This is a genomic window from Kitasatospora sp. NPDC101108 (assembly GCF_055584725.1).
Map to the genome: position 1 here is coordinate 99,490 of NZ_JBVJLM010000010.1, position 17,589 is coordinate 117,078.

A 17,589-nucleotide genomic window follows, 5' to 3' on the forward strand; every position below is an offset into this window, starting at 1 on the left:
TCCGGTCAGCGGTCGGTACCGCAGCGGTGGCGGGCACCGGCTCGCTACAGTTCGCCCATGTCGGACGCCGCAGACGATCGAACCGCCGCCGCGGACGCCACCGCGGACCTGGAGGCCGTACTGGCCTCGCTGGCCTACCTGCTGACCCGCTCCCAGGAGCACGAACGCCGCACCGCCCGGGCCGGCATCACGGCCGCCCGCTCGGACGTCTACCTGCTGCGCGCGCTCGCCGAGGCCGAGGGGCCCAGCCGGGTCGGCGACCTGGCGGCCAGGCTGATGGTCAAGCCCTCGCACGTCACCCGGCAGATCGACCGCCTGGAGGGCCAGTGCCTGGTGGAGCGCACCCCGGACGCGCTGGACCGCCGGGCCCGCCGGGTGGTGCTCACGGCCGACGGGCGGGCGATGCTGGAGCGGCTGAAACAGGCCAACATCATCGGGCTGACCAGCGCCCTGGAAGGCGTCCCGGAGCCGGACGTGGCCGCGACGGTCAGCGTGCTGTGCCACCTGATCGAGCGCTACGTGCAGCGGGTGCGGGGCTCGATGCCGCCGGAGGAGGACGGCGCCGCTGCCCCGGCGGGCGGGGCCGTGGGGGCGGCGGCCGGGGACTGCGCCGCGGTGCGCGACGCCGTGGAGACCTGAGCGGCCCCGGCCGCCGGGGCGTCAGGCGCGGTGGCCGTCGTCGGGCTGCGCGGTCCGCCGGCGGGCCCAGTGCCGGTCGGCGGGGGTCGGATCGGTGCGCCACCGGGCCCGCAGGACGCCGTCGGCGTCGGGCAGCACGGCGGTGAACAGCGGGCCGCGCTCGTCGGTGCCCACCGACAGGACGGCGGCGGCCCGGGCGCCGGACAGTTCGGCGGCCCGCGCCCGGAACTCCTCCGTGTCGCCGACCTCGCCGGTGATCCGGCCGTCGTGGTCCTCCCGGACGACCTCGACCAGGTCCTCGTCGGGGAGGGCGGCCAGGACCGCCGCGACGTCGGTGGACAGCAGGTTTGGCCAGGCGGCGGGCCGGGCGCGCGGGGCCAGCCGGGCGGCGGCTTCGGCGGTGCCGGCGTGGTGGGCGCCCTGGCGGTGGACGGGCACTCCCCCGGCCTCGTGGAGGGGGCATGATGCCGGGATGGAGAACACCACGGCGACAACGGCCGAAGACGACTTCGCCACCCTGTGCGAGCGGGCCTGGGAGGTCCTGGTCCCCGCCCGTGCCGACTACCTGACGGGCGTCTCGCCGCACTACGACGAGGTCTTCGACGAGGTCGCGCGGCGGGCCCGGAGCAGCGGCAGCCTCGGCAAGGCCGACATCGCGGTGCTGACGGTCTGGAAGCGGCTGTCCGCGCGCACCCCGTGGGCGGCCGAACTCCTGTCCCGGCCCGACACGCAGGTGCGGGCCGTCACCGCGCGGGCCGTCGCGGCCGTCCGGGACACCGCCCTCGCGCGCGGTGAGGCCGCCCGTGCGGGCCGGGCCGTCCTCGCGGACCTGCCGGGCCTGCGCACCGGGGACGCGCTCGCCTCCGCCGTCCTGACCGCGGCGGCACCCGCGCGGATGGCCGTCTACGACCGCCACGTCCAGGCCGCCCTGGACACCCTCGGCTTCACCCTCACCCCCGCGCCGGGCCGCTACGGCCGCTACCTGCACCTCCTCGACGCCCTCCTGCTGCACGGCGGCACCCGGGCGGCCGGCTGGACGGCCCGCGACCTCGACACCGCGTTGTACTGGGCGGCCCGTCAGCGGTAGATACGGGCCGCCCGGGCGCGGTTCGCCGAGACGTTGGCGACGAAGAGGCCGAGGTCGAAGTGCTCCGCCTCGACGAAGGGCGTCAGGTCGTTCTCCAGGCCCGCCCATGCGGGCGGTACCGGGTAGCGCAACTCGATGTCCTGGCCGGCGGTGAGGACACACTCCGGCCCGACGACCCGGTGCCGGACACCGGTGGCGGTGTCGAGCCGGATGTCGCGCTCCCCCACCCGGATCCGCAGCACCCCGTCCACGTCCCGGTAGAACACCACACGGGTGCACGCCAGTTGGCCGTAGTCACCGTGGCTCACCTCCCCCGGCCCGGCATCCCGTTCGGGCCCGAGCGCCCCGGTCACCGGATCGAACTCGGCAACCCGCCCGTACGTGTCGAAACTCGCGACCAGCATGCCGGTCCCCTCCCACAGCTCCTGCCCGACGCCACCCCGGCCGGCCTCCGCCATCCGCCGCATCGAAGGAAGGACGCCCGTGGAACAGGCGCTCGTCGCATGCCCCGGAACCCTCGCGGCCTGGTCGAAGCCGCGAGGATCGGGCCGGCCGGCGGGCGGGGGCTACTCCACGCGGGACGGTTGCCCGGTGCGGGCGCGCAAGGCGTGCGTGAGCCAGGTGAACACCGGTGCCAGGCTGGGCGGGACGGACCATCCGTTGATGACGGCGAGCAGGTGCCAGTAGCGTTCCGCGCGGGGGTCGCCGGCGATCTCCAGGCGCCTGAGCAGCCAATGGCGCAGTTCGGCGTCGTCGGCGCGGCCGAAGGTCTGCGCGTAGCGGGCGGTGAGGGCGTCGATCACGGGTGCGGCCTCGGCCGAGGCCGGGGCGATGCCGGCATCGAGGGCGCGGCCGACGCTGTCCCGGACGGTCTCGGTGAGGTCGTGGTGCAAGCCGGTGCGGTCGCCCCGGGCCCGCTCGTCCGCCTGGTAGCGGGCCATGCGGCGCACAGCCGCGCGGAAGTCGGGATCCTGGGTGAGCTCGGCGAGTTCCACCCAGGCGTCGACCTGCTCCGGCTCGGGGTCGTCCGGCAGTTCGGGCATGGCCGAGCGCATCATGTCGACGAAGTCGGCGTTGGCTTCGAGCCCACCGAAGGTGTCGTCGATGAAGTCGGTGATCAGGCGTCGGCGTTCGTCGTCGGAAAGCCTCGCGAGTTTGTGCATGAGGTCCGTCTCCTCGGGGCTGGAGCCGCGTTTGGCCACCGCTCGCAGCACCGCGCGGCGCAGGCGCAGGGTGCGGATCTGCACGTCCAGGGCATCGGCGTGTGCGGCCGCGGCCTCGGGCACCGAGACCTCCCGGTCCAGCACTTGCCGGATGACGGCCAGGTCGAGGCCCAGGTCCCGCAGGGTGCGCACCAGATCCAGACGTGTGAGCGCGTTGATGTCGTAGAGCCGGTAGCCGGCCGGGCTGCGGTCTGTCGGCGGCACGATCCCGGTGTCGGAGTAGAACCGGATGGTCTTGACCGTCAGCCCGGTCCGCCGGGCCAGGTCACCGATGGTGAAGAGCGTGTCGCCGTCCATGCCCTCACTCTCGCGCCTCCCCCTGCGGGAGACTCAACCCCGATCTTCCTGCCGGGTTGCCGCGCCCCCGGGCTCGACGATTGCTCTCCGGGCGACTGCGGGGCGGGCGCCGGGGCCCACCTGGGGACGGGGGCTCAGGTGGGCCGGGGCGCACGCCCGTTGGGGTCGTGAGGTGTCGGGCCGGGCCTCAGGGGGTGAGGACCCACTTCTGGTTGGCCAGGCCGTTGCAGTCCCAGATGCCCAGCTGGGCGCGGTTGGAGGTGTCGAAGCCGAGCTCGTCCAGGCACTTGCCGGTCAGCACGTTCTTCAGCGAGCCGTCGGGCTGCGGGATCCACTGCTCGCCCTGGCTGCCGACGCAGTCGTAGATCTCGACCTTGGTGCCGTTGGGGCTGGAGGCGCTGCCCCACACGACGTTCAGGCACTTGCCCAGGCCGCGGACGGTGCTGTCCAGGCCCAGGGTCCACCACTGGGCGCCGGTGCCGTTGCAGTCGTAGATCTGCACGGGGGTGGCGTTGTTGTTGCTGCCGTGGGCGATGTCCACGCACTTGCCGCCGTAGCCGACCAGGCGGCCCTGCTTGCCCTGCATGCCGATGACGACCGGGCGGATGGTGTCGGTGGCGATGTCGCCGGGGTGGCACACGGCGGTGGAGGTCCCGTCGCCGACCACGGTGTTGCCGGCGACCCAGTAGGTGACGGGCTGGCTCTGGACGACGTAGAAGCAGACCACCTGGACCTGCCAGACCGTGCCGGCCGGCACGTTGTTGCAGGTCGCGGAGGCCATCGGGCCGCCGCGGCCGGTGCCGCAGGCGCCGGGGGTCCCGGCCTGGGCGGTGGAGGACATGGCGGCGACGCCCGCCAGGGTGAGCAGGGTGGTCAGCACGGCGGCGAGGGTTCGTCGCAGGCGCATACGAGGGGTCCCTTCTGGTCGACGGGGCCCAACCGGATGTGTGGATCGTGTGGTTGGTGCCGCCCAGCGTGGGCGACGAGGTGAGGCTCCGTCAACTGTTGTGAATGGCTTGTCCGGAAACGATTCATGCCAGCTTGCACGTACGCCGGTGTCCCGGCCGCGGGGACGGGGCCGGGGACGGGCTGTCAGACCCGCCAGGCAGACTGGAGGCGGACCACCCGAGCGAAGCGAGGACGACACCATGGCCGACCGGCCCCTGACGCTGATGGCAGTGCACGCCCACCCCGACGACGAGGCCACCGGCACCGGCGGCGTGCTCGCCCGATACGCCGCCGAGGGCGTCCGCACCGTCCTCGTCACCTGCACCGACGGTGCCTGCGGCGACGGCCCCGGCGGCCTCAAGCCCGGCGAGGCCGGGCACGACCCGCAGGCGGTGGCCGCCCTGCGCCGCAAGGAGCTGGAGGCCAGCTGCCGCATCCTGGGCGTCGACCACCTCGAAATGCTCGACTACGGCGACTCCGGGATGATGGGCTGGCCCGCCAACGACGCCCCCGGCGCGTTCTGGGGCACCCCCGTCGCCGACGGCGCCGCCCGCCTGGCCGAGCTGATCCGCCACTACCGGCCCGACGTCGTCGTCACCTACGACGAGAACGGCTTCTACGGCCACCCCGACCACATCCAGGCCCACCGCATCACCATGGCCGCCCTGGACCTGGCCCCCGAACTGACGCCCAAGGTGTACTGGACCACCGCGCCGCACTCGGCGATGAAGCGTTTCGGCGAGGCGATGCGGGAGTTCGGCGCCGACTGGGACGAGCCCACCGAACCCGCCGAGCCCACCGACGCGGCCGGGGAGGCCGGGGAGGCCGGCGGGACGGGCGGGGCCGGGTCGGCCGTCGAGGCCCCCGAGCTGCCGCCGATCGGGCTGCCCGACGAGGAGGTCACCACCTGGGTGGACACCAGCGCCTACGGCGGCCAGAAGTTCGACGCCCTGGCCGCCCACGCCAGCCAGGGCGAGAACATCTTCTTCCTGCGGATGGGCAAGGAGCGCTTCACCGAGCTGATGGGCATCGAGACCTTCGTGCGCGTGCGCGACACCACCGGCGCGCCGCTGCCCGAACAGGACCTGTTCGCCGGCCTGCGCTGACACCCCCCGGGCCCCCGGCACCACTGCCGGGGGCCGGGGGCCGTGCGCCCTTTTGGCCCCGGGGTTTCTGGGCAGTGGCCCCGTATGGGCATCCCCAGTCCGCCCGGGGCACCGTCACGGCGGCTGCCCACGGCGCCGCAGAGCGCTGCGCTGGCCCGCCGGTTCGTGCGGTCGGTGCTGGACGGTGTCGCGCCCGAGGTGGCGGACACCGCCGAGCTGCTGACCTGCGAGCTGGCGACCAACGCGGTCCTGCACGCCCGCGGCGACTTCGAGGTACGGGCCTGGGCCGGCGAGGACCGGGTCCAGGTGCAGGTCAGCGACCGCTGCCCGGAACGCGGCCTGGTCCCCCACGACCACCACCCCTTCGCCTCCACCGGCCGCGGCCTGGCCCTGGTGGAAGAACTCGCGCCCAGCCACGGCGTCCACAGCGGCGCGGACCGCAAGACCGTCTGGTTCGAGCTGTGGCCCGGCCCGACCGCGCCGCCCACCTCCGCCTGGGAGACCGTGGCCCCCTCCGGCCCGACCGTGAACGTGGCCCTGATCGACGTGCCCTACGCCCTGTACTGGGCCGCCCAGCAGCACTGGGAGGGGCTGCTGCGCGAGCTCTACCTGACCCGCCGCGTCGAGGCGATCACCGGCATACGGCCGCAGGACCTCACCATCGCCCGGGACGCCGGCAACGTGGTCTGCGCGTGCATGACGGCCTCGGTGCAGCAGGAGACCCCCGACAGCTCCACGCTCTCCCTCCTGGTGGCCTTCCCCGCGGACGCCGCCGAGGCCGTGGCCACCCTGCGCCGGGTCCTGGACGAGGCCGAGTCGGCGGCCCAGGAGGGCAGCCTGCTCGCCCTCCCGGCCCTCCCCCAGATCCGGACCTTCCGCCACTGGCTGCTCGACCAGATCACCGACCAGCTGGCCGGCGCCGAGCCGACCGCGTGGACGCTGGTCCCCGGCGCCCCGGACCACACCCCCACCGAGCTGGCCCCCTGGGACGCCGGCGAGGTGGAGGCCGCCGCCGTGCCGACCGTCGCCGCCGACGACCTCAACCGGATCATCGCGGTGAGCGCCTCCGCGGCCGAACTGCTCGGCTGGTCCGCCCAGGAGCTCGTCGGACAGCGGCTGACCGCGCTGATCCCCGAGCACCTGCGCGACCGCCACGTGGCCGCGTTCACCTCCCTGCTCCTCACCGGGCAGCCCCGCATCCTGGGCCGCTCCGTCCCCGTCCCCGCGCTGCACCGCGACGGCCGGCTGATCCCCGTACGCCTGGAGATCCAGACCCAGGAGGCGGTCGACGGACGCACCGTGTTCGTCGCCCACATCCTCACCAGGACGGCCCCGCCCGCGCCCCAGGACGCCCCGCCGGACGACACCCCCGAGGAGGCACCGTGGGAGGAACCGGAGGCGCCGGAGGAGGTGCCGGAGGAGGCGCCGGAGGAGCCGGAGGAGCCGGAGGAGGCGCCGTACGCGACACGGCCCGAGCCCGGCCCGGTGCGCCTGCCCACCACCACGACGAAGTCCCGCCGGGTGAGCGTCGAGCGGGCCACCCTGGAGCGGCTGTCACTGCTCGCCGACACCGGGCAGGCGCTGTCCGGCACCCTGGACCCCCAGGAGCGGCTGCGCCGGGTGTGCCAGGTGCTGACCCAGCAGCTGGCCGACTGGTGCGCGGTGGACCTCCTGGACGACCACAGCCGGCTGGAGCGGGTGTGCATCGTCCACCGCGACCCCCGGGTGCGGATCCCCTGCACCCTCCTGGGCCGCCTCCCCGAGCTGCTGTCGGAGGACACCCTGGGCGCCCTGCCACGCGTGGCACGCGGGGCGGGCCCACTGCTGGTCACCGACCTCCCCACGCCCCAGCGGGCCCGCAGCCCGCTGGAGGAGCGGCAGGCGCGACTGTTCGAGGAACTGGGGGCGGACAGCGCGGTGCTGGCCCCGCTGCGGGCCCGCCGGGAGGTCATCGGCGTCCTCACCCTGGCCCGCACCCGCCGCGAACACCCCTTCACCAAGCACGACGTCCTCCTGATCGCCGAACTGGTGCGCGGCATCTCCCTGGGCGTGGACAACGCCCGACTGCACCGCGACGCCCGCCACACCGCCGAACGCCTCCAGCGCGCCCTGCTGCCCGAACTGCCCCGGATCGCCCACCTGGAACTGGTCGCCCGCTACATCCCCTCCAGCGCCACCGCGGAGGTCGGCGGGGACTGGTACGACGCCTTCGTCCTGCCCGGCGGCGACACCGTGCTCGTCATCGGCGACGTCGCCGGCCACGACCTGCGCGCCGCCGTCGCCATGAGCACCCTGCGCAGCATGCTGCGCGGCATCGCCGTCGACCGCCAGGAGCCGCCCGACACCGTCCTGCGCCAACTGGACCGCGCCAACCAGACCCTCGACGCGCAGTCCACCGCCACCGCGCAGTCCACCGCCACCTGCGTCTACGCCCTGCTCAAGGGCGGCCCGCACGGCCCATGGGAACTGCACCACTCCTCGGCCGGACACCTGCCCCCGCTGCTCACCACCCGCGAGGGCGAGACCCGCTACCTGGACGGCGGGGCGGGCCTGCTGATCGGCATGGACCCCGAACTGCCCCGCGCCACCGCCCGCGACCTGCTCCCCGCGCACTCCACCCTGCTGCTCTACACCGACGGCCTGGTCGAACGCCGCGGACAGTCCCTGGACGACACCATGGCCCGGCTGCGCCGGCACACCGCCGAACTCGCCCGGGCACCGCTGGACGTCTTCTGCGACGACCTCGTCATCGCCCTGGGCGCCGACAACACCGACGACATCGCCCTGCTCGCCCTGCGGCCCTCCCCGCCCGAAGCGCCCGAAGCGCCCGTCCCGCCCGACGAGCCCGACGCCTGACGGGCGGTCGGGCGGGACGGGCGGGACGGGCGAGGCGGCGACCGGGTCGTGTGGCGCCGGCTGGGCGGCCTGAAGTCAGCCGCCGGGGAGTGCGGCTGACCTCCTGTCATACCACCCTCCGGCTCCGCTTCCCCGCGCGAGTGCGCAGGTCAGGGGCGGGGCCAGGGGTGCGCGGGGGGCCGGATGACCATGACAATGGTGCGGACAGTCCCCCTGAACGTTGACAGAAGGAACCCCCACATGGATCTCGGCGTGCGCTGGAAGCTGCACGGTGACGGGCGCACGCCCGCACCGGGAGCGGTCGTCCGCCCCGACGAACGGCTCTCCTGGCCCCGCACGGCAGGGCTCGGCGCCCAGCACGTGGTGGCCATGTTCGGCGCGAGCTTCGTTGCCCCGGTGCTGATGGGCCTGGACCCCAACCTGGCGATCATGATGTCCGGCGTCTCGACCGTGATCTTCCTGCTGGCCACCCGCGGCAAGGTGCCCAGCTACCTGGGCTGCTCGCTGTCCTTCGTCGGGGTCGCCGCGGTGATCCGGGCCCAGGGCGGCACCAGCGCGACGGTCACCGGCGCGGTGCTCGTGGTCGGCGTGGTGCTGTTCCTGGTGGGCCTGGCGGTCCAGTACTTCGGGGCGCGGATCATCCACGCGGCGATGCCGCCGATCGTCACCGGCGCCGTGGTCATGCTGATCGGCTTCAACCTGGCCCCGGTGACCGCCTCCACGTACTGGCCGCAGGACCAGTGGACGGCCCTGCTGGTGATGCTGTTCACCGGCCTCGCGGTGGTGTGCCTGCGCGGCTTCTGGTCGCGGGTGGCGATCTTCCTGGGACTGGTCTTCGGGTACGGGATCTCCTTCGTGTTCGACCGCATCTTCGGCAAGATCCACTCGGTGGACGGCGGCGGGCACATGACCGACCACTGGCGCCTGGACCTCTCCGGCGTCGGCCGGGCCGACTGGATCGGCCTGCCGGCCTTCCACGGCCCCTCCTTCCAGTGGTCGGCGGTCCTGGTCGCGCTGCCCGTGGTGATCGCGCTGGTCGCCGAGAACGCCGGGCACGTCAAGGCGGTCGGCGAGATGACGGGCGACAACCTGGACGACAAGCTCGGCACCGCGATCTCGGCGGACGGCGTCGGCTCGGTGCTCTCCACCGCGCTCGGCGGCCCGCCGAACACCACGTACTCCGAGAACATCGGGGTCATGGCCGCCACCCGGGTCTACTCCACGGCCGCCTACTGGGCGGCGGCCGGCTTCGCGCTGCTGTTCGGCATCTGCCCGAAGTTCGGCGCGGTGGTGGCCGCGATCCCGGGCGGGGTGCTCGGCGGGATCACGGTCATCCTGTACGGCATGATCGGCCTGCTCGGCGCGCAGATCTGGATCAAGTCCGAGGTGGACCTGCGCAACCCGCTGAACCTGGTGCCGGCCGCGGCGGGCATCATCATCGGCATCGGCAACGTGACGCTGAAATTCACCGACACCTTCAGCCTCAGCGGCATCGCGCTCGGCACCCTGGTCGTCATCACCGGCTACCACGCCCTGCGGGCGCTGGCCCCCGCGCACCTCAAGACCCAGGAACCGCTGCTGGACGAGGGCACCTCGTCCTACGACGAGCCGTCCGGGGGCGCGGGCTCGGGCGAGGGCTCGGGCGAGGGGGAACGGCGTTTGTCGTAGGCGCGGTTCAGGACCGGCGGAAGTGAGCGGAACATGACCGGAAGCTACTTCCGCCGGTCGTTCCGCCTGGTCGGGCGGGCCGTCGGGTGGTCGAATCGCAGGCAGCGACTCGACCACCCGATTCCCCCGTCACCCCGGGAGAGGCATGTCCCTTCTGCCCCAGCACCGCAAGCTCGCCGTCGGGGCCCTGGCCCTCGCGACGTTCTCGATCTCCTGCAGCTCGGCCGCGGCCAGTAGCTCCGCTGCGACCGGCAAGGTCCTGTGGACCCCGAGCACCGCCAAGGGCCCGTCGTCCTTCCTGGGCGTCCAGTGCGCGGCGCCGAGCAGCTTCGGCGTCGTCAAGGACCCGGTGAAGGGGAGCGTGTGGAAGGCGTTCCAGGCCGCGAACCAGGAGCGCTGCGAGACGGTCGGCCCGGACCTGAAGGAGGGCGACACGTTCTACCTGGGCTGGTCGTCCAAGGTGGAGATCGGCGACGACCAGAGCCGGTACGTCTTCCAGCTCAAGTGCTCGCCCAGCGAGGGCACGGCGAACCACCCGATCGAGATCGACCTCACCACCGGGCGGGTGCGGCTGCAGGAGTGGGACACCGAGCACGTGGCGCACCCGCTGTGGACCGCGCCGGTCAAGAACGGCGAGTGGCACGCGTACGCGCTCAAGATCCACCTGGGGCGCAGCGACGGGACGATCGACTTCTGGTTCGACGGCAAGAAGCAGACGTTCAGCGGCGGTTCGGGGACGTTCAAGGGCACGACGTGGGACGGTGACCGCAACTACCTCAAGTGGGGCTCCTACCACCAGAACCAGGGCGAGGCGACGAACACCTTCACCAGCCCGGTGATGGCCACCACATTGGAGACGGCCACCGCCGGCTCGTAGGGGAAGACGGAGACGGCGACAGGCCCGGACCGCAGCGAATGCGCTCCGGGCCTGTCGCTTCAGAGGTCGCCGAACTCCCCGCTGCGGACAGCAGCGACGAACGACTCCCAAGCTTCTGCAGCGAAGATCAGGGCCGGTCCATTGGGGTCCTTCGAGTCGCGGACAGGCATCAGTCCCTGGAAGTCGAATGCCACCTCAACGCACTGTCCGCCGTTGCCGCTGTAGGAAGACTTGAACCACTGGGCGCCGCACAGGTCCACACGGTCGACCATGACACTCCTCTCAGACATCGCCGAACTCGCCACTACGGACAGCAGCGACGAACGACTTCCAAGCGTCGGGCGGGAAGGCCAAGGCCGGTCCATGGGGGTCCTTGGAGTCGCGGACCCTGCCCGGGTGCGCGTCATCCACCTCGATGCAGCCGCCCCCGCCATTGCTATAGGTGCTCTTGCGCCACTTGGCGCCCGATGGGTCATGCATGGTCCAGTTCCTTCCGTGCCTCCCGGATCATGGCCAAAGTATCCGGCTGGCTGAGCGCGTTGACCTGGAGTCGATCGTATCTATCGACCCATCGGGCCACCGTCTCGGCATCTTGTTCCAGGTATCCCCGCTGAAGCGTCTCCGTGTAGCCGACCAATGCCCGATTCGGAAGGGTCAAAAGCGTGACGGGGTGGGACAGGGGTCGGTCCTCGGCGAGGCAGTACGGGGCAACCTGGATGATCACGTTCGGGCGGTGGCTCAGACTCTCCAGGTGGGCGAGCTGCATGACCATGACCTCCCGGCCACCGATCGGCCGACGCAGGGCTCCCTCGTCCAGAACAGCATGGATCATCGTGCCCCGGTCTAGCATCAGTTGGCGTTGGGCCAGCAAGCCGAGTCTTCCGTCAGCCTGCTCCCGAGTCGCTTCCCCACGGCGGACGATACCGGCTTCGTAAGCTGCGCTGTAGCTCGGGTGTTGGAGTATGCCCGACACCATGTCCGTGTCGAACAGTCTGGCTGTGATCGCTTCGCGTTCCCGGCGAAGGTACTCGGAGAACCCGGGCAGAAGGGCGCCGTTCTTCCAACTCCACCACAGCCCCGTCAGGGCGCCACCTGCGTCGAGGGCGGCCTCGACGCGTTCTACGAACTTTAAAGAGGGGGCTTGTTTGGCTCGCTCCACGTTCGAGATGTAGACGTTGGAGTACCCGACTCGCTTGCCAAGTTCGATCTGCGTCAGACCCTTGGCCTGGCGTGCCCTGCTGATTTGAACTGCCAGTGCCTCAAGTGGCGATGACGTTGGATCAAGCGTGCGACGGACCAAGATCGTCCTCTTTAAAATCCACCGGACTAGAGATTTGAAACTCTTCCGATCCTAGAGGAGGGTGAGCCATCCTGGTAGCGATTCGGTCACTGACCGAAGTCATCGACCAGGACGGCAATGCGTACATCGCTCACGGAGACCCCCATGTCTGACACGCAGAATCCCCCTCACCCTTTCCAACTCCACGAAGTGGTGCGGGACTTCAGCCACCTGGAAAACGGGAGACCGCGCGAAGGGGTCTTCGTCGAAGTGCTGCTCGGAACGGCGGTTCTCCGGCCGCTCGGGGCGACCGGGCCCGAGTGGCGGGTCGCACCGGCCTTCCTCCAGGCCCTCACCCCCCGGGAGACCGCGCCGGGCACCTGCGGGAAGCCGCGTCGCCGGCCGCTGTAACCCGCCCCCTTCGAACCCCTCGCACTTGGAGCAGAGTTGAACCGCACCCGCCTCATGAGCCGTCCTCCCGCCCGCCGTTCGGGCCAGCAGGTCTTCGTCCTCCTCGAAAACCCCGACCGGGTGGACGACTTCTCCGTCCTCCTCGTCGACCCCGTCTACCGCGAGGGCCTGACCCTGCCGGGCGGCAGCGCCGAGCAGGACGAACTCCCCCACCTCGCGGCCCGCCGCCACCTCGAAACGGAGACCGGACTCGTCCTGGACCTGCGCACGATCCTGACCATCGACTACGTGCCTGCCGCCGAGTTCCCCGAGGGCGTCAACTTCGTCTACGCGGGCGGGATGCTCACGCCCGCGCAGGCCGACACCGTCCGCCGCCACCAGCCGCCGGCCGGCATCCGTGGCCTGCACTGGGTGCCCCGGTCCAAGCTGCGCGAGGTCATGGCCGAGGACCAGTACCGGCGCGTCGACGACGCCTGGGACGCCTGGGAGCACGGCGCCGGCCTCCCGCTCCTCATCCAGGGCGTCCCGGTCCCGGTGGGCTGAGACCGGCGCGGGTATTGACCGGACCGCCGCGCCCCGGACCGGACGAGCGTTTCGTCTCCCGTTCCACTGTCGAACGCCAACTCGGCCAGGACGGTCGGCCGCTGGGCCGTTCAGGCGATGCGCCCCTCCTTGTCCACCAGTGGCGGTTTGGGATGCTCGGGGCACCGGAAGCCTTCACCCCAGGAACATTGTTCTCTACACGAAGGGTCCGGTGCCATGAAAAGCCTCGCACGGAGGTTGCTGCTGCTCTCCGCCGCTACCGCGACGGCGGCCGCGGTCAGCGTTGTCCCGGCGCCCTTCGCCCAAGCCCGCACCGAACTGGTCTCTCCTCCGCAACTGGGCATCCGGTTCAACGCGGACGGAGATCCCGGCCAGTGCGGTGGAAGAACCGGCGACCAGTGGAAGAACGACTTCGACGCGACCGAACCGATCCGCTTCGACACGGACTCCCGACCCGGCGGCTGTCAGCTCTCGTTCGGCGTCTACGACCCGGAGGAGCTGCTGAGGGGTTCGTCCGTCACCTACACCTTCGCGGTCACCCCCGGCGGCGATCCTGCCCAGTGCGGAAACCCGGGCACCCACCAGATGCCGATCAGCAAGACGTCCCGGACCTTCGGCCCCACCATCCGGATCGACACCGACAACCGACCGGGCGGATGCGATCTCACGTTCGCCCTGTCGAGTCCCACGGGCATGAATATCGGTGTCAACTACTTCTCGGACGGCGACCGTTCCCAGTGCGGGAACGCCGGCCCGGATTTCGGCCTCTTCAGCCCCGTGGCCAACGACCGCCAAGTCCCCGTCCGCATCGACACCGACGACCGGCCCGGCGGATGCGGGCTCCAGCTCCGGCTGGCGAGCTTCTAGTCCGGGAGGAAACGGCCGCGGCGCTCGTCGCACCCGGCGCATCCCGAAGGGGGCGCCCCTGGGGGGCCGCCCCCGAGCCGTTGACATCGGTTCGCGTGCTCCACGAAGCTTCTGCTCCGTTTCAGATGATCGACGGCGGCGGCGCCGACACCTTCGCCTCCTCCCAACTGGCCCTTGCGCCCGCACGGCGTGCACGCCTACTACGGCCCCTTCATGGGCGTGCCCACCCTGCGCCCCACCGACCTGCCGAACAGCATCCTGCTCACCTATCCGGTGGTGCCCCCACCACGTCCCCACCCGCGAGGCCCTGCTGCGGCGCAGCGCCGAGGTGTTCGACCTGGTGCTGGAGGGGCGGTTGACCCAGCGGATCGGCGGCCGTTACCCGCGGGCATCCGCCGTCTGCAGGGCAGTGGCGAGGGTGGGGGCGGGGCTGGGTGCCGAGCGGGAGGCGGCGGCGTTGCCGGCGGGGGTGCAGGGCGGGGTGCTGATCCTGGTGACCACGGGCTCTGCCGTCCATCCGGAGGCGGCCCTGGACTCGGCCCTGGACTCGGGCCTGGACTCGGGCCTGGACTCGGGCCTGGACTCGGGCCTGGCGCGGTTGCGGGAGGCCCGGCCGGTGCCCTGACCCGGGTGCGCCGATGGTCTGGACCAGGAGTCGAAACTGTGGCACTCGCCACGCCCGCGGGCGCCCGTCGTGAGAAGGCTCACCCGCGGCGGTCCGGGCGGGCGACGGACGGCGACGACGCCCGTGAGGACTGGGCGAGCCTTGGTTCGGTACGGTCGAAGGCCTTGTCCGTTTCGGGACCAAGGTCATCGATCCGGTTGACCTTGGACCTGGTGGTCATCCCTGTGGATCCGGGCAACCGTGGACGGTCGCCCGGTGTGATCGGGCGGTGGCGCCGTCCAGCGTGGGCGGCGTCGTTCCCTGCCGTCTACCCGGCGCACGGCGTGTGTGAAGAGCGCGCGGCCGTACGCTCCGGAGGACCCCGAAGCCCATGCCCCAGACCATCGACAACGCCCCGTATACCGCCTTCCACCGCCGGCTGGCGCTCGCCTGTTCCGGTGGGCCGCTGCTCGACGGCTACATCCTGAGCATCGTCGGCGTCGCCCTGATCGGGATGCGCCCCGACCTGGGCCTGTCCACCGCGCAGGTCAGTCTGATCGGCGCCGCCGCCCTGGTGGGCATGTTCGTCGGCGGCGCCCTGTTCGGCGTGCTGACCGACAAGATCGGCCGGGAGGTGATGTACACCGCCGACCTGCTGGTGATGGTCGCCTGCTCGGTGCTCTCCTTCTGGGTGGACGACGTGTGGGCGATCGCCGTGCTGCGCTTCGTGCTCGGCATGGCTGTGGCCGCCGACTACCCGATCGCCACCTCCCTGCTCGCCGAGTGGCTGCCCGCCAAGCACCGCGGGCGGCTGCTCGGCCAGCAGATCGTCGCCTGGTACGCCGGCTCGGTGCTCGCCTACGTGGTGGGCTACCTGTTCCTGGAGCTGGCCGGACCGGGCAGCTGGCGGTGGATGCTGGCCAGTTCCACGGTGCTGTGCGTGGTGTTCCTGGTGATCCGGCGCGGCTCGCCGGAGTCGCCGCGCTGGCTGGCCGCCAACGGCCGGGTGGGCGACGCGGTGCGCGTGGTGGAGAAGCACCTCGGGGTGCGGGTGGACGGTCGTGAGCTGATGCCCGATCCGGCCGAACGCGCCCGGCGCAGCAGCGGGCTGCGGCTGCTGATGACGCCGCCGTACCGGCGCCGCACGCTGTTCTGCGGCCTGTTCTTCCTGTGCCAGGTCGGCCCGCTGTTCGCGATGCTGACCTTCGGTCCGCAGATCCTGTCCTCCTTCGGCATGCCCGGCGGCACCGTGATGGAGACCCTGGGCACCGGGCTGATCAGCCTGGTCTTCCTGCTGGGCTGCTACCCGGCGCTGCGCCTGATCGACACCAGGGGCCGGCGCCCCGTCATCATCTGGTCCTTCGCGCTGATGACCGTTCCGCTGGCGCTGCTGGGGGTGTGGCCCTCCGCGCCGGCCGCCGTGGCGCTGACGGCGCTGTGTGCGTACGCGTTCCTGTGCGGCGGGCCGAACGTGCTCGACTGGACCTACCCCAACGAGCTGTTCCCGACCGAGATCCGGGCCACCGCCGTGGGGGTTGCCACCTCGGTGAGCCGGATCGGCGCGGCGGTGGGCACCTATCTGCTGCCGCTGTCGCTGACCGGGCTGGGCACCGGGCCGACCATGCTGATCGCCGCGGGGACGACGGCGCTGGGGCTGCTGGTGTGCGTGCTGTGGGCGGAGGAGACCCGCGGCACGGCGCTGGGCGCGGCGCCGGCCGGCGACCCTGCGGCGGCGGCCACGGCGGCGGCGAAGGCGCCGGCCGTCCCGTCCCAGCGCGTACCGCAGACGGCGCGCGGCTGACGGCCGGCGCGTGAAGGCGGCGGCGCCGTCCGGGATGCTTCCCGGGCGGCGCCGCCGTCGTTGCTCACCGGTGGTCGTCCCGCGTGCCGTCGGCGCGGTCAACCGCGTCCGCCGGGCCCCGTTGAAAGTACCGTCCCGTGCAACTATTGTTCAGACGCATAAAGCGCATCAGCAAGCGCCTGCGTTCTGGCGCCGCCGATCCCACGGGAGTCCGACATGAGCACCACCCTCTTCACCCCGTACACCCTGCGGGACGTGACCGCCCCCAACCGGGTCTGGATGCCGCCGATGTGCCAGTACAGCGCCGCCCCGGCCGGGGACGCGGCCGGGGTGCCCACGGACTGGCACTACACCCACCTCGCGGCGCGGGCCGCGGGCGGCACCGGGCTGATCATCGTGGAGGCCACCGCGGTCAGCCCCGAGGGGCGCATCAGCCCCTACGACCTCGGGCTGTGGAACGACACCCAGCTGGAGGCGTTCCGCCGGATCACCTCCTTCCTCAAGGAGCAGGGCACCGTCGCGGCGATCCAGCTCGGCCATGCCGGGCGCAAGGCCTCCACCGAGCGGCCGTGGGTCGAGCGCGGGCGCGCCCTGGCTCCCGGGGAGGAGCATGGCTGGGTGCCGGTCGCTCCCAGCGCCGTGGCCTTCTCCCCCGATCACACCACGCCCGATGAGTTGACTGTCGATCAGATCCGGGAGCTCGCCGGGAAGTTCGCCGACGCCGCTCGGCGCGCGCGGGAGGCCGGCTTCCAGGCCGTCGAACTCCACGGCGCCCACGGCTACCTGATCCACCAGTTCCTCTCCCCGCAGAGCAACCACCGCACCGACGCCTACGGCGGCGACTTCCAGGGCCGCATCCGCTTCGCCCTGGAGGTCGTCGACGCGGTGCGCGCGGTGTGGCCCGAGGAACTGCCGCTGTTCTTCCGCGTCTCGGCGACCGACTGGCTCACCGAGAACCCCGAGGACGGCCGCCAGGGCTGGACCTCCGAGGACACCGTGCGCCTGGCCAAGGAGCTCCAGGCGCACGGCGTGGACCTGCTGGACGTCTCCACCGGCGGCCTGGTGCCCGACGCCCGGATCGAGGCCGCGCCCGGTTTCCAGGTGCCCTTCGCCGAGGCGGTGCGCAACGAGGCCGGGCTGCCGGTGGCGGCCGTCGGCCTGATCACCGACCCCGCCCAGGCCCAGGACATCCTGGCCGCCGGCCGGGCCGACGCCGTCCTGATCGGCCGCGAGCTGCTGCGCAACCCCTTCTGGGCCCGCCACGCGGCCGGCGCGCTGGGCGGCGAGGTCCACTCCCCCGTCCAGTACCACCGCGCCTGAGCACGGCCCACGGCCCCCGGGCGCGGACGAGGGGCGCCGCAGGACGGCTGTCCTGTGGCGCCC

At 72.3% G+C, this 17,589-nt stretch carries 18 protein-coding genes; 11 read left to right on the forward strand and 7 right to left on the reverse strand.

Going from position 1 to position 17,589, the window contains the following annotated elements:
* Positions 1–57: 57 nt before the first annotated feature.
* On the forward strand, positions 58–639 hold the full coding sequence (locus ACZ6Z8_RS22165) for a MarR family winged helix-turn-helix transcriptional regulator (protein ID WP_465611776.1): 582 nt from the start codon (positions 58–60) through the stop codon (positions 637–639).
* Positions 640–660: 21 nt separating this feature from the next.
* On the opposite strand, the gene ACZ6Z8_RS22170 is transcribed toward ACZ6Z8_RS22165, so the two are convergent.
* Positions 661–1,077: a hypothetical protein gene (locus tag ACZ6Z8_RS22170; protein ID WP_465611777.1), complete on the reverse strand. Its 417-nt coding sequence runs from the start codon at positions 1,075–1,077 to the stop codon at positions 661–663.
* A gap of 34 nt (positions 1,078–1,111) precedes the next feature.
* Between ACZ6Z8_RS22170 and ACZ6Z8_RS22175 the strand changes: the two genes are divergently transcribed.
* Positions 1,112–1,726, forward strand: a complete 615-nt coding sequence (locus ACZ6Z8_RS22175; protein WP_465611778.1) for a hypothetical protein — start codon at positions 1,112–1,114, stop codon at positions 1,724–1,726.
* Here the strand turns inward: ACZ6Z8_RS22175 and ACZ6Z8_RS22180 are convergent.
* The 3 genes from ACZ6Z8_RS22180 to ACZ6Z8_RS22190 all read right to left on the reverse strand — a co-directional run bounded on the left by ACZ6Z8_RS22180 (position 1,717) and on the right by ACZ6Z8_RS22190 (position 4,153).
* On the reverse strand, positions 1,717–2,184 hold the full coding sequence (locus ACZ6Z8_RS22180; RefSeq protein WP_465611779.1) for a hypothetical protein: 468 nt from the start codon (positions 2,182–2,184) through the stop codon (positions 1,717–1,719). The two genes, ACZ6Z8_RS22175 and ACZ6Z8_RS22180, sit on opposite strands and share 10 nt — an antisense overlap.
* A 108-nt stretch (positions 2,185–2,292) precedes the next feature.
* A complete protein-coding gene (locus tag ACZ6Z8_RS22185) occupies positions 2,293–3,246 on the reverse strand; it encodes a MerR family transcriptional regulator (protein WP_465611780.1) in 954 nt (317 codons plus the stop codon).
* A 187-nt stretch (positions 3,247–3,433) separates the two neighbouring features.
* Positions 3,434–4,153, reverse strand: coding sequence for a ricin-type beta-trefoil lectin domain protein (locus ACZ6Z8_RS22190; RefSeq protein ID WP_465611781.1), 720 nt, complete (start codon positions 4,151–4,153; stop codon positions 3,434–3,436).
* Between the two features lie 241 nt (positions 4,154–4,394).
* Here ACZ6Z8_RS22190 and ACZ6Z8_RS22195 point away from each other — a divergent pair, with 241 nt between their 5' ends.
* The 4 genes from ACZ6Z8_RS22195 to ACZ6Z8_RS22210 all read left to right on the forward strand — a co-directional run bounded on the left by ACZ6Z8_RS22195 (position 4,395) and on the right by ACZ6Z8_RS22210 (position 10,701).
* Positions 4,395–5,300, forward strand: coding sequence for a PIG-L family deacetylase (locus tag ACZ6Z8_RS22195; protein ID WP_465611782.1), 906 nt, complete (start codon positions 4,395–4,397; stop codon positions 5,298–5,300).
* Positions 5,301–5,384: 84 nt separating this feature from the next.
* Entirely contained in the window at positions 5,385–8,156 is a 2,772-nt protein-coding gene (locus ACZ6Z8_RS22200) for a SpoIIE family protein phosphatase (protein WP_465611783.1), read from the forward strand.
* 240 nt (positions 8,157–8,396) lie between these two features.
* Positions 8,397–9,824: a uracil-xanthine permease family protein gene (locus tag ACZ6Z8_RS22205; protein ID WP_465611784.1), complete on the forward strand. Its 1,428-nt coding sequence runs from the start codon at positions 8,397–8,399 to the stop codon at positions 9,822–9,824.
* Positions 9,825–9,969: 145 nt separating this feature from the next.
* On the forward strand, positions 9,970–10,701 hold the full coding sequence (locus tag ACZ6Z8_RS22210) for a heparin lyase I family protein (protein ID WP_465611785.1): 732 nt from the start codon (positions 9,970–9,972) through the stop codon (positions 10,699–10,701).
* Positions 10,702–10,760: 59 nt separating this feature from the next.
* On the opposite strand, the gene ACZ6Z8_RS22215 is transcribed toward ACZ6Z8_RS22210, so the two are convergent.
* Genes ACZ6Z8_RS22215 through ACZ6Z8_RS22225 form a run of 3 tightly spaced genes read right to left on the reverse strand, consistent with a single transcriptional unit; the run spans position 10,761 to position 12,001 of the window.
* Complete coding sequence (locus ACZ6Z8_RS22215; protein WP_465611786.1) at positions 10,761–10,973, reverse strand: DUF397 domain-containing protein; 213 nt, start codon at positions 10,971–10,973, stop codon at positions 10,761–10,763.
* Between the two features lie 10 nt (positions 10,974–10,983).
* Positions 10,984–11,181, reverse strand: coding sequence for a DUF397 domain-containing protein (locus ACZ6Z8_RS22220; RefSeq protein ID WP_465611787.1), 198 nt, complete (start codon positions 11,179–11,181; stop codon positions 10,984–10,986).
* A complete protein-coding gene (locus tag ACZ6Z8_RS22225) occupies positions 11,174–12,001 on the reverse strand; it encodes a helix-turn-helix domain-containing protein (protein WP_465611788.1) in 828 nt (275 codons plus the stop codon). Before ACZ6Z8_RS22225 ends, ACZ6Z8_RS22220 begins: the two co-directional genes overlap by 8 nt.
* A gap of 426 nt (positions 12,002–12,427) precedes the next feature.
* On the opposite strand from ACZ6Z8_RS22225, the gene ACZ6Z8_RS22230 reads away from it, so the two are divergent.
* From ACZ6Z8_RS22230 to ACZ6Z8_RS22250, 5 genes are all read left to right on the forward strand, one after another.
* A complete protein-coding gene (locus tag ACZ6Z8_RS22230; RefSeq protein ID WP_465611789.1) occupies positions 12,428–12,934 on the forward strand; it encodes an NUDIX domain-containing protein in 507 nt (168 codons plus the stop codon).
* Between the two features lie 216 nt (positions 12,935–13,150).
* Entirely contained in the window at positions 13,151–13,801 is a 651-nt protein-coding gene (locus ACZ6Z8_RS22235; protein ID WP_465611790.1) for a hypothetical protein, read from the forward strand.
* A gap of 328 nt (positions 13,802–14,129) precedes the next feature.
* Positions 14,130–14,426 carry a hypothetical protein gene (locus tag ACZ6Z8_RS22240; RefSeq protein WP_465611791.1) on the forward strand — a complete coding sequence of 99 codons (297 nt, stop codon included), beginning with the start codon at positions 14,130–14,132 and terminating at the stop codon, positions 14,424–14,426.
* Positions 14,427–14,796: 370 nt separating this feature from the next.
* The gene (locus tag ACZ6Z8_RS22245) at positions 14,797–16,206 is read left to right on the forward strand and encodes an MFS transporter (protein ID WP_465611792.1); all 1,410 of its coding nucleotides are present in this window, start codon (positions 14,797–14,799) and stop codon (positions 16,204–16,206) included.
* Between the two features lie 216 nt (positions 16,207–16,422).
* Positions 16,423–17,526, forward strand: coding sequence for an NADH:flavin oxidoreductase/NADH oxidase (locus tag ACZ6Z8_RS22250; protein WP_465611793.1), 1,104 nt, complete (start codon positions 16,423–16,425; stop codon positions 17,524–17,526).
* The last annotated feature ends 63 nt before the right edge of the window (positions 17,527–17,589 follow it).

What these genes read in the sequence shown, in the direction of transcription:
- ACZ6Z8_RS22165 (WP_465611776.1), top strand. Translation starts at nt 58, where the DNA reads ATGTCGGACGCCGCAGACGATCGAACCGCCGCCGCGGACGCCACCGCG.
- ACZ6Z8_RS22175 (WP_465611778.1), top strand. Translation starts at nt 1,112, where the DNA reads ATGGAGAACACCACGGCGACAACGGCCGAAGACGACTTCGCCACCCTG.
- ACZ6Z8_RS22180 (WP_465611779.1), bottom strand. Translation starts at nt 2,184, where the DNA reads ATGGCGGAGGCCGGCCGGGGTGGCGTCGGGCAGGAGCTGTGGGAGGGG.
- ACZ6Z8_RS22185 (WP_465611780.1), bottom strand. Translation starts at nt 3,246, where the DNA reads ATGGACGGCGACACGCTCTTCACCATCGGTGACCTGGCCCGGCGGACC.
- ACZ6Z8_RS22190 (WP_465611781.1), bottom strand. Translation starts at nt 4,153, where the DNA reads ATGCGCCTGCGACGAACCCTCGCCGCCGTGCTGACCACCCTGCTCACC.
- ACZ6Z8_RS22195 (WP_465611782.1), top strand. Translation starts at nt 4,395, where the DNA reads ATGGCCGACCGGCCCCTGACGCTGATGGCAGTGCACGCCCACCCCGAC.
- ACZ6Z8_RS22200 (WP_465611783.1), top strand. Translation starts at nt 5,385, where the DNA reads ATGGGCATCCCCAGTCCGCCCGGGGCACCGTCACGGCGGCTGCCCACG.
- ACZ6Z8_RS22205 (WP_465611784.1), top strand. Translation starts at nt 8,397, where the DNA reads ATGGATCTCGGCGTGCGCTGGAAGCTGCACGGTGACGGGCGCACGCCC.
- ACZ6Z8_RS22210 (WP_465611785.1), top strand. Translation starts at nt 9,970, where the DNA reads ATGTCCCTTCTGCCCCAGCACCGCAAGCTCGCCGTCGGGGCCCTGGCC.
- ACZ6Z8_RS22215 (WP_465611786.1), bottom strand. Translation starts at nt 10,973, where the DNA reads ATGGTCGACCGTGTGGACCTGTGCGGCGCCCAGTGGTTCAAGTCTTCC.
- ACZ6Z8_RS22220 (WP_465611787.1), bottom strand. Translation starts at nt 11,181, where the DNA reads ATGCATGACCCATCGGGCGCCAAGTGGCGCAAGAGCACCTATAGCAAT.
- ACZ6Z8_RS22235 (WP_465611790.1), top strand. Translation starts at nt 13,151, where the DNA reads ATGAAAAGCCTCGCACGGAGGTTGCTGCTGCTCTCCGCCGCTACCGCG.
- ACZ6Z8_RS22245 (WP_465611792.1), top strand. Translation starts at nt 14,797, where the DNA reads ATGCCCCAGACCATCGACAACGCCCCGTATACCGCCTTCCACCGCCGG.
- ACZ6Z8_RS22250 (WP_465611793.1), top strand. Translation starts at nt 16,423, where the DNA reads ATGAGCACCACCCTCTTCACCCCGTACACCCTGCGGGACGTGACCGCC.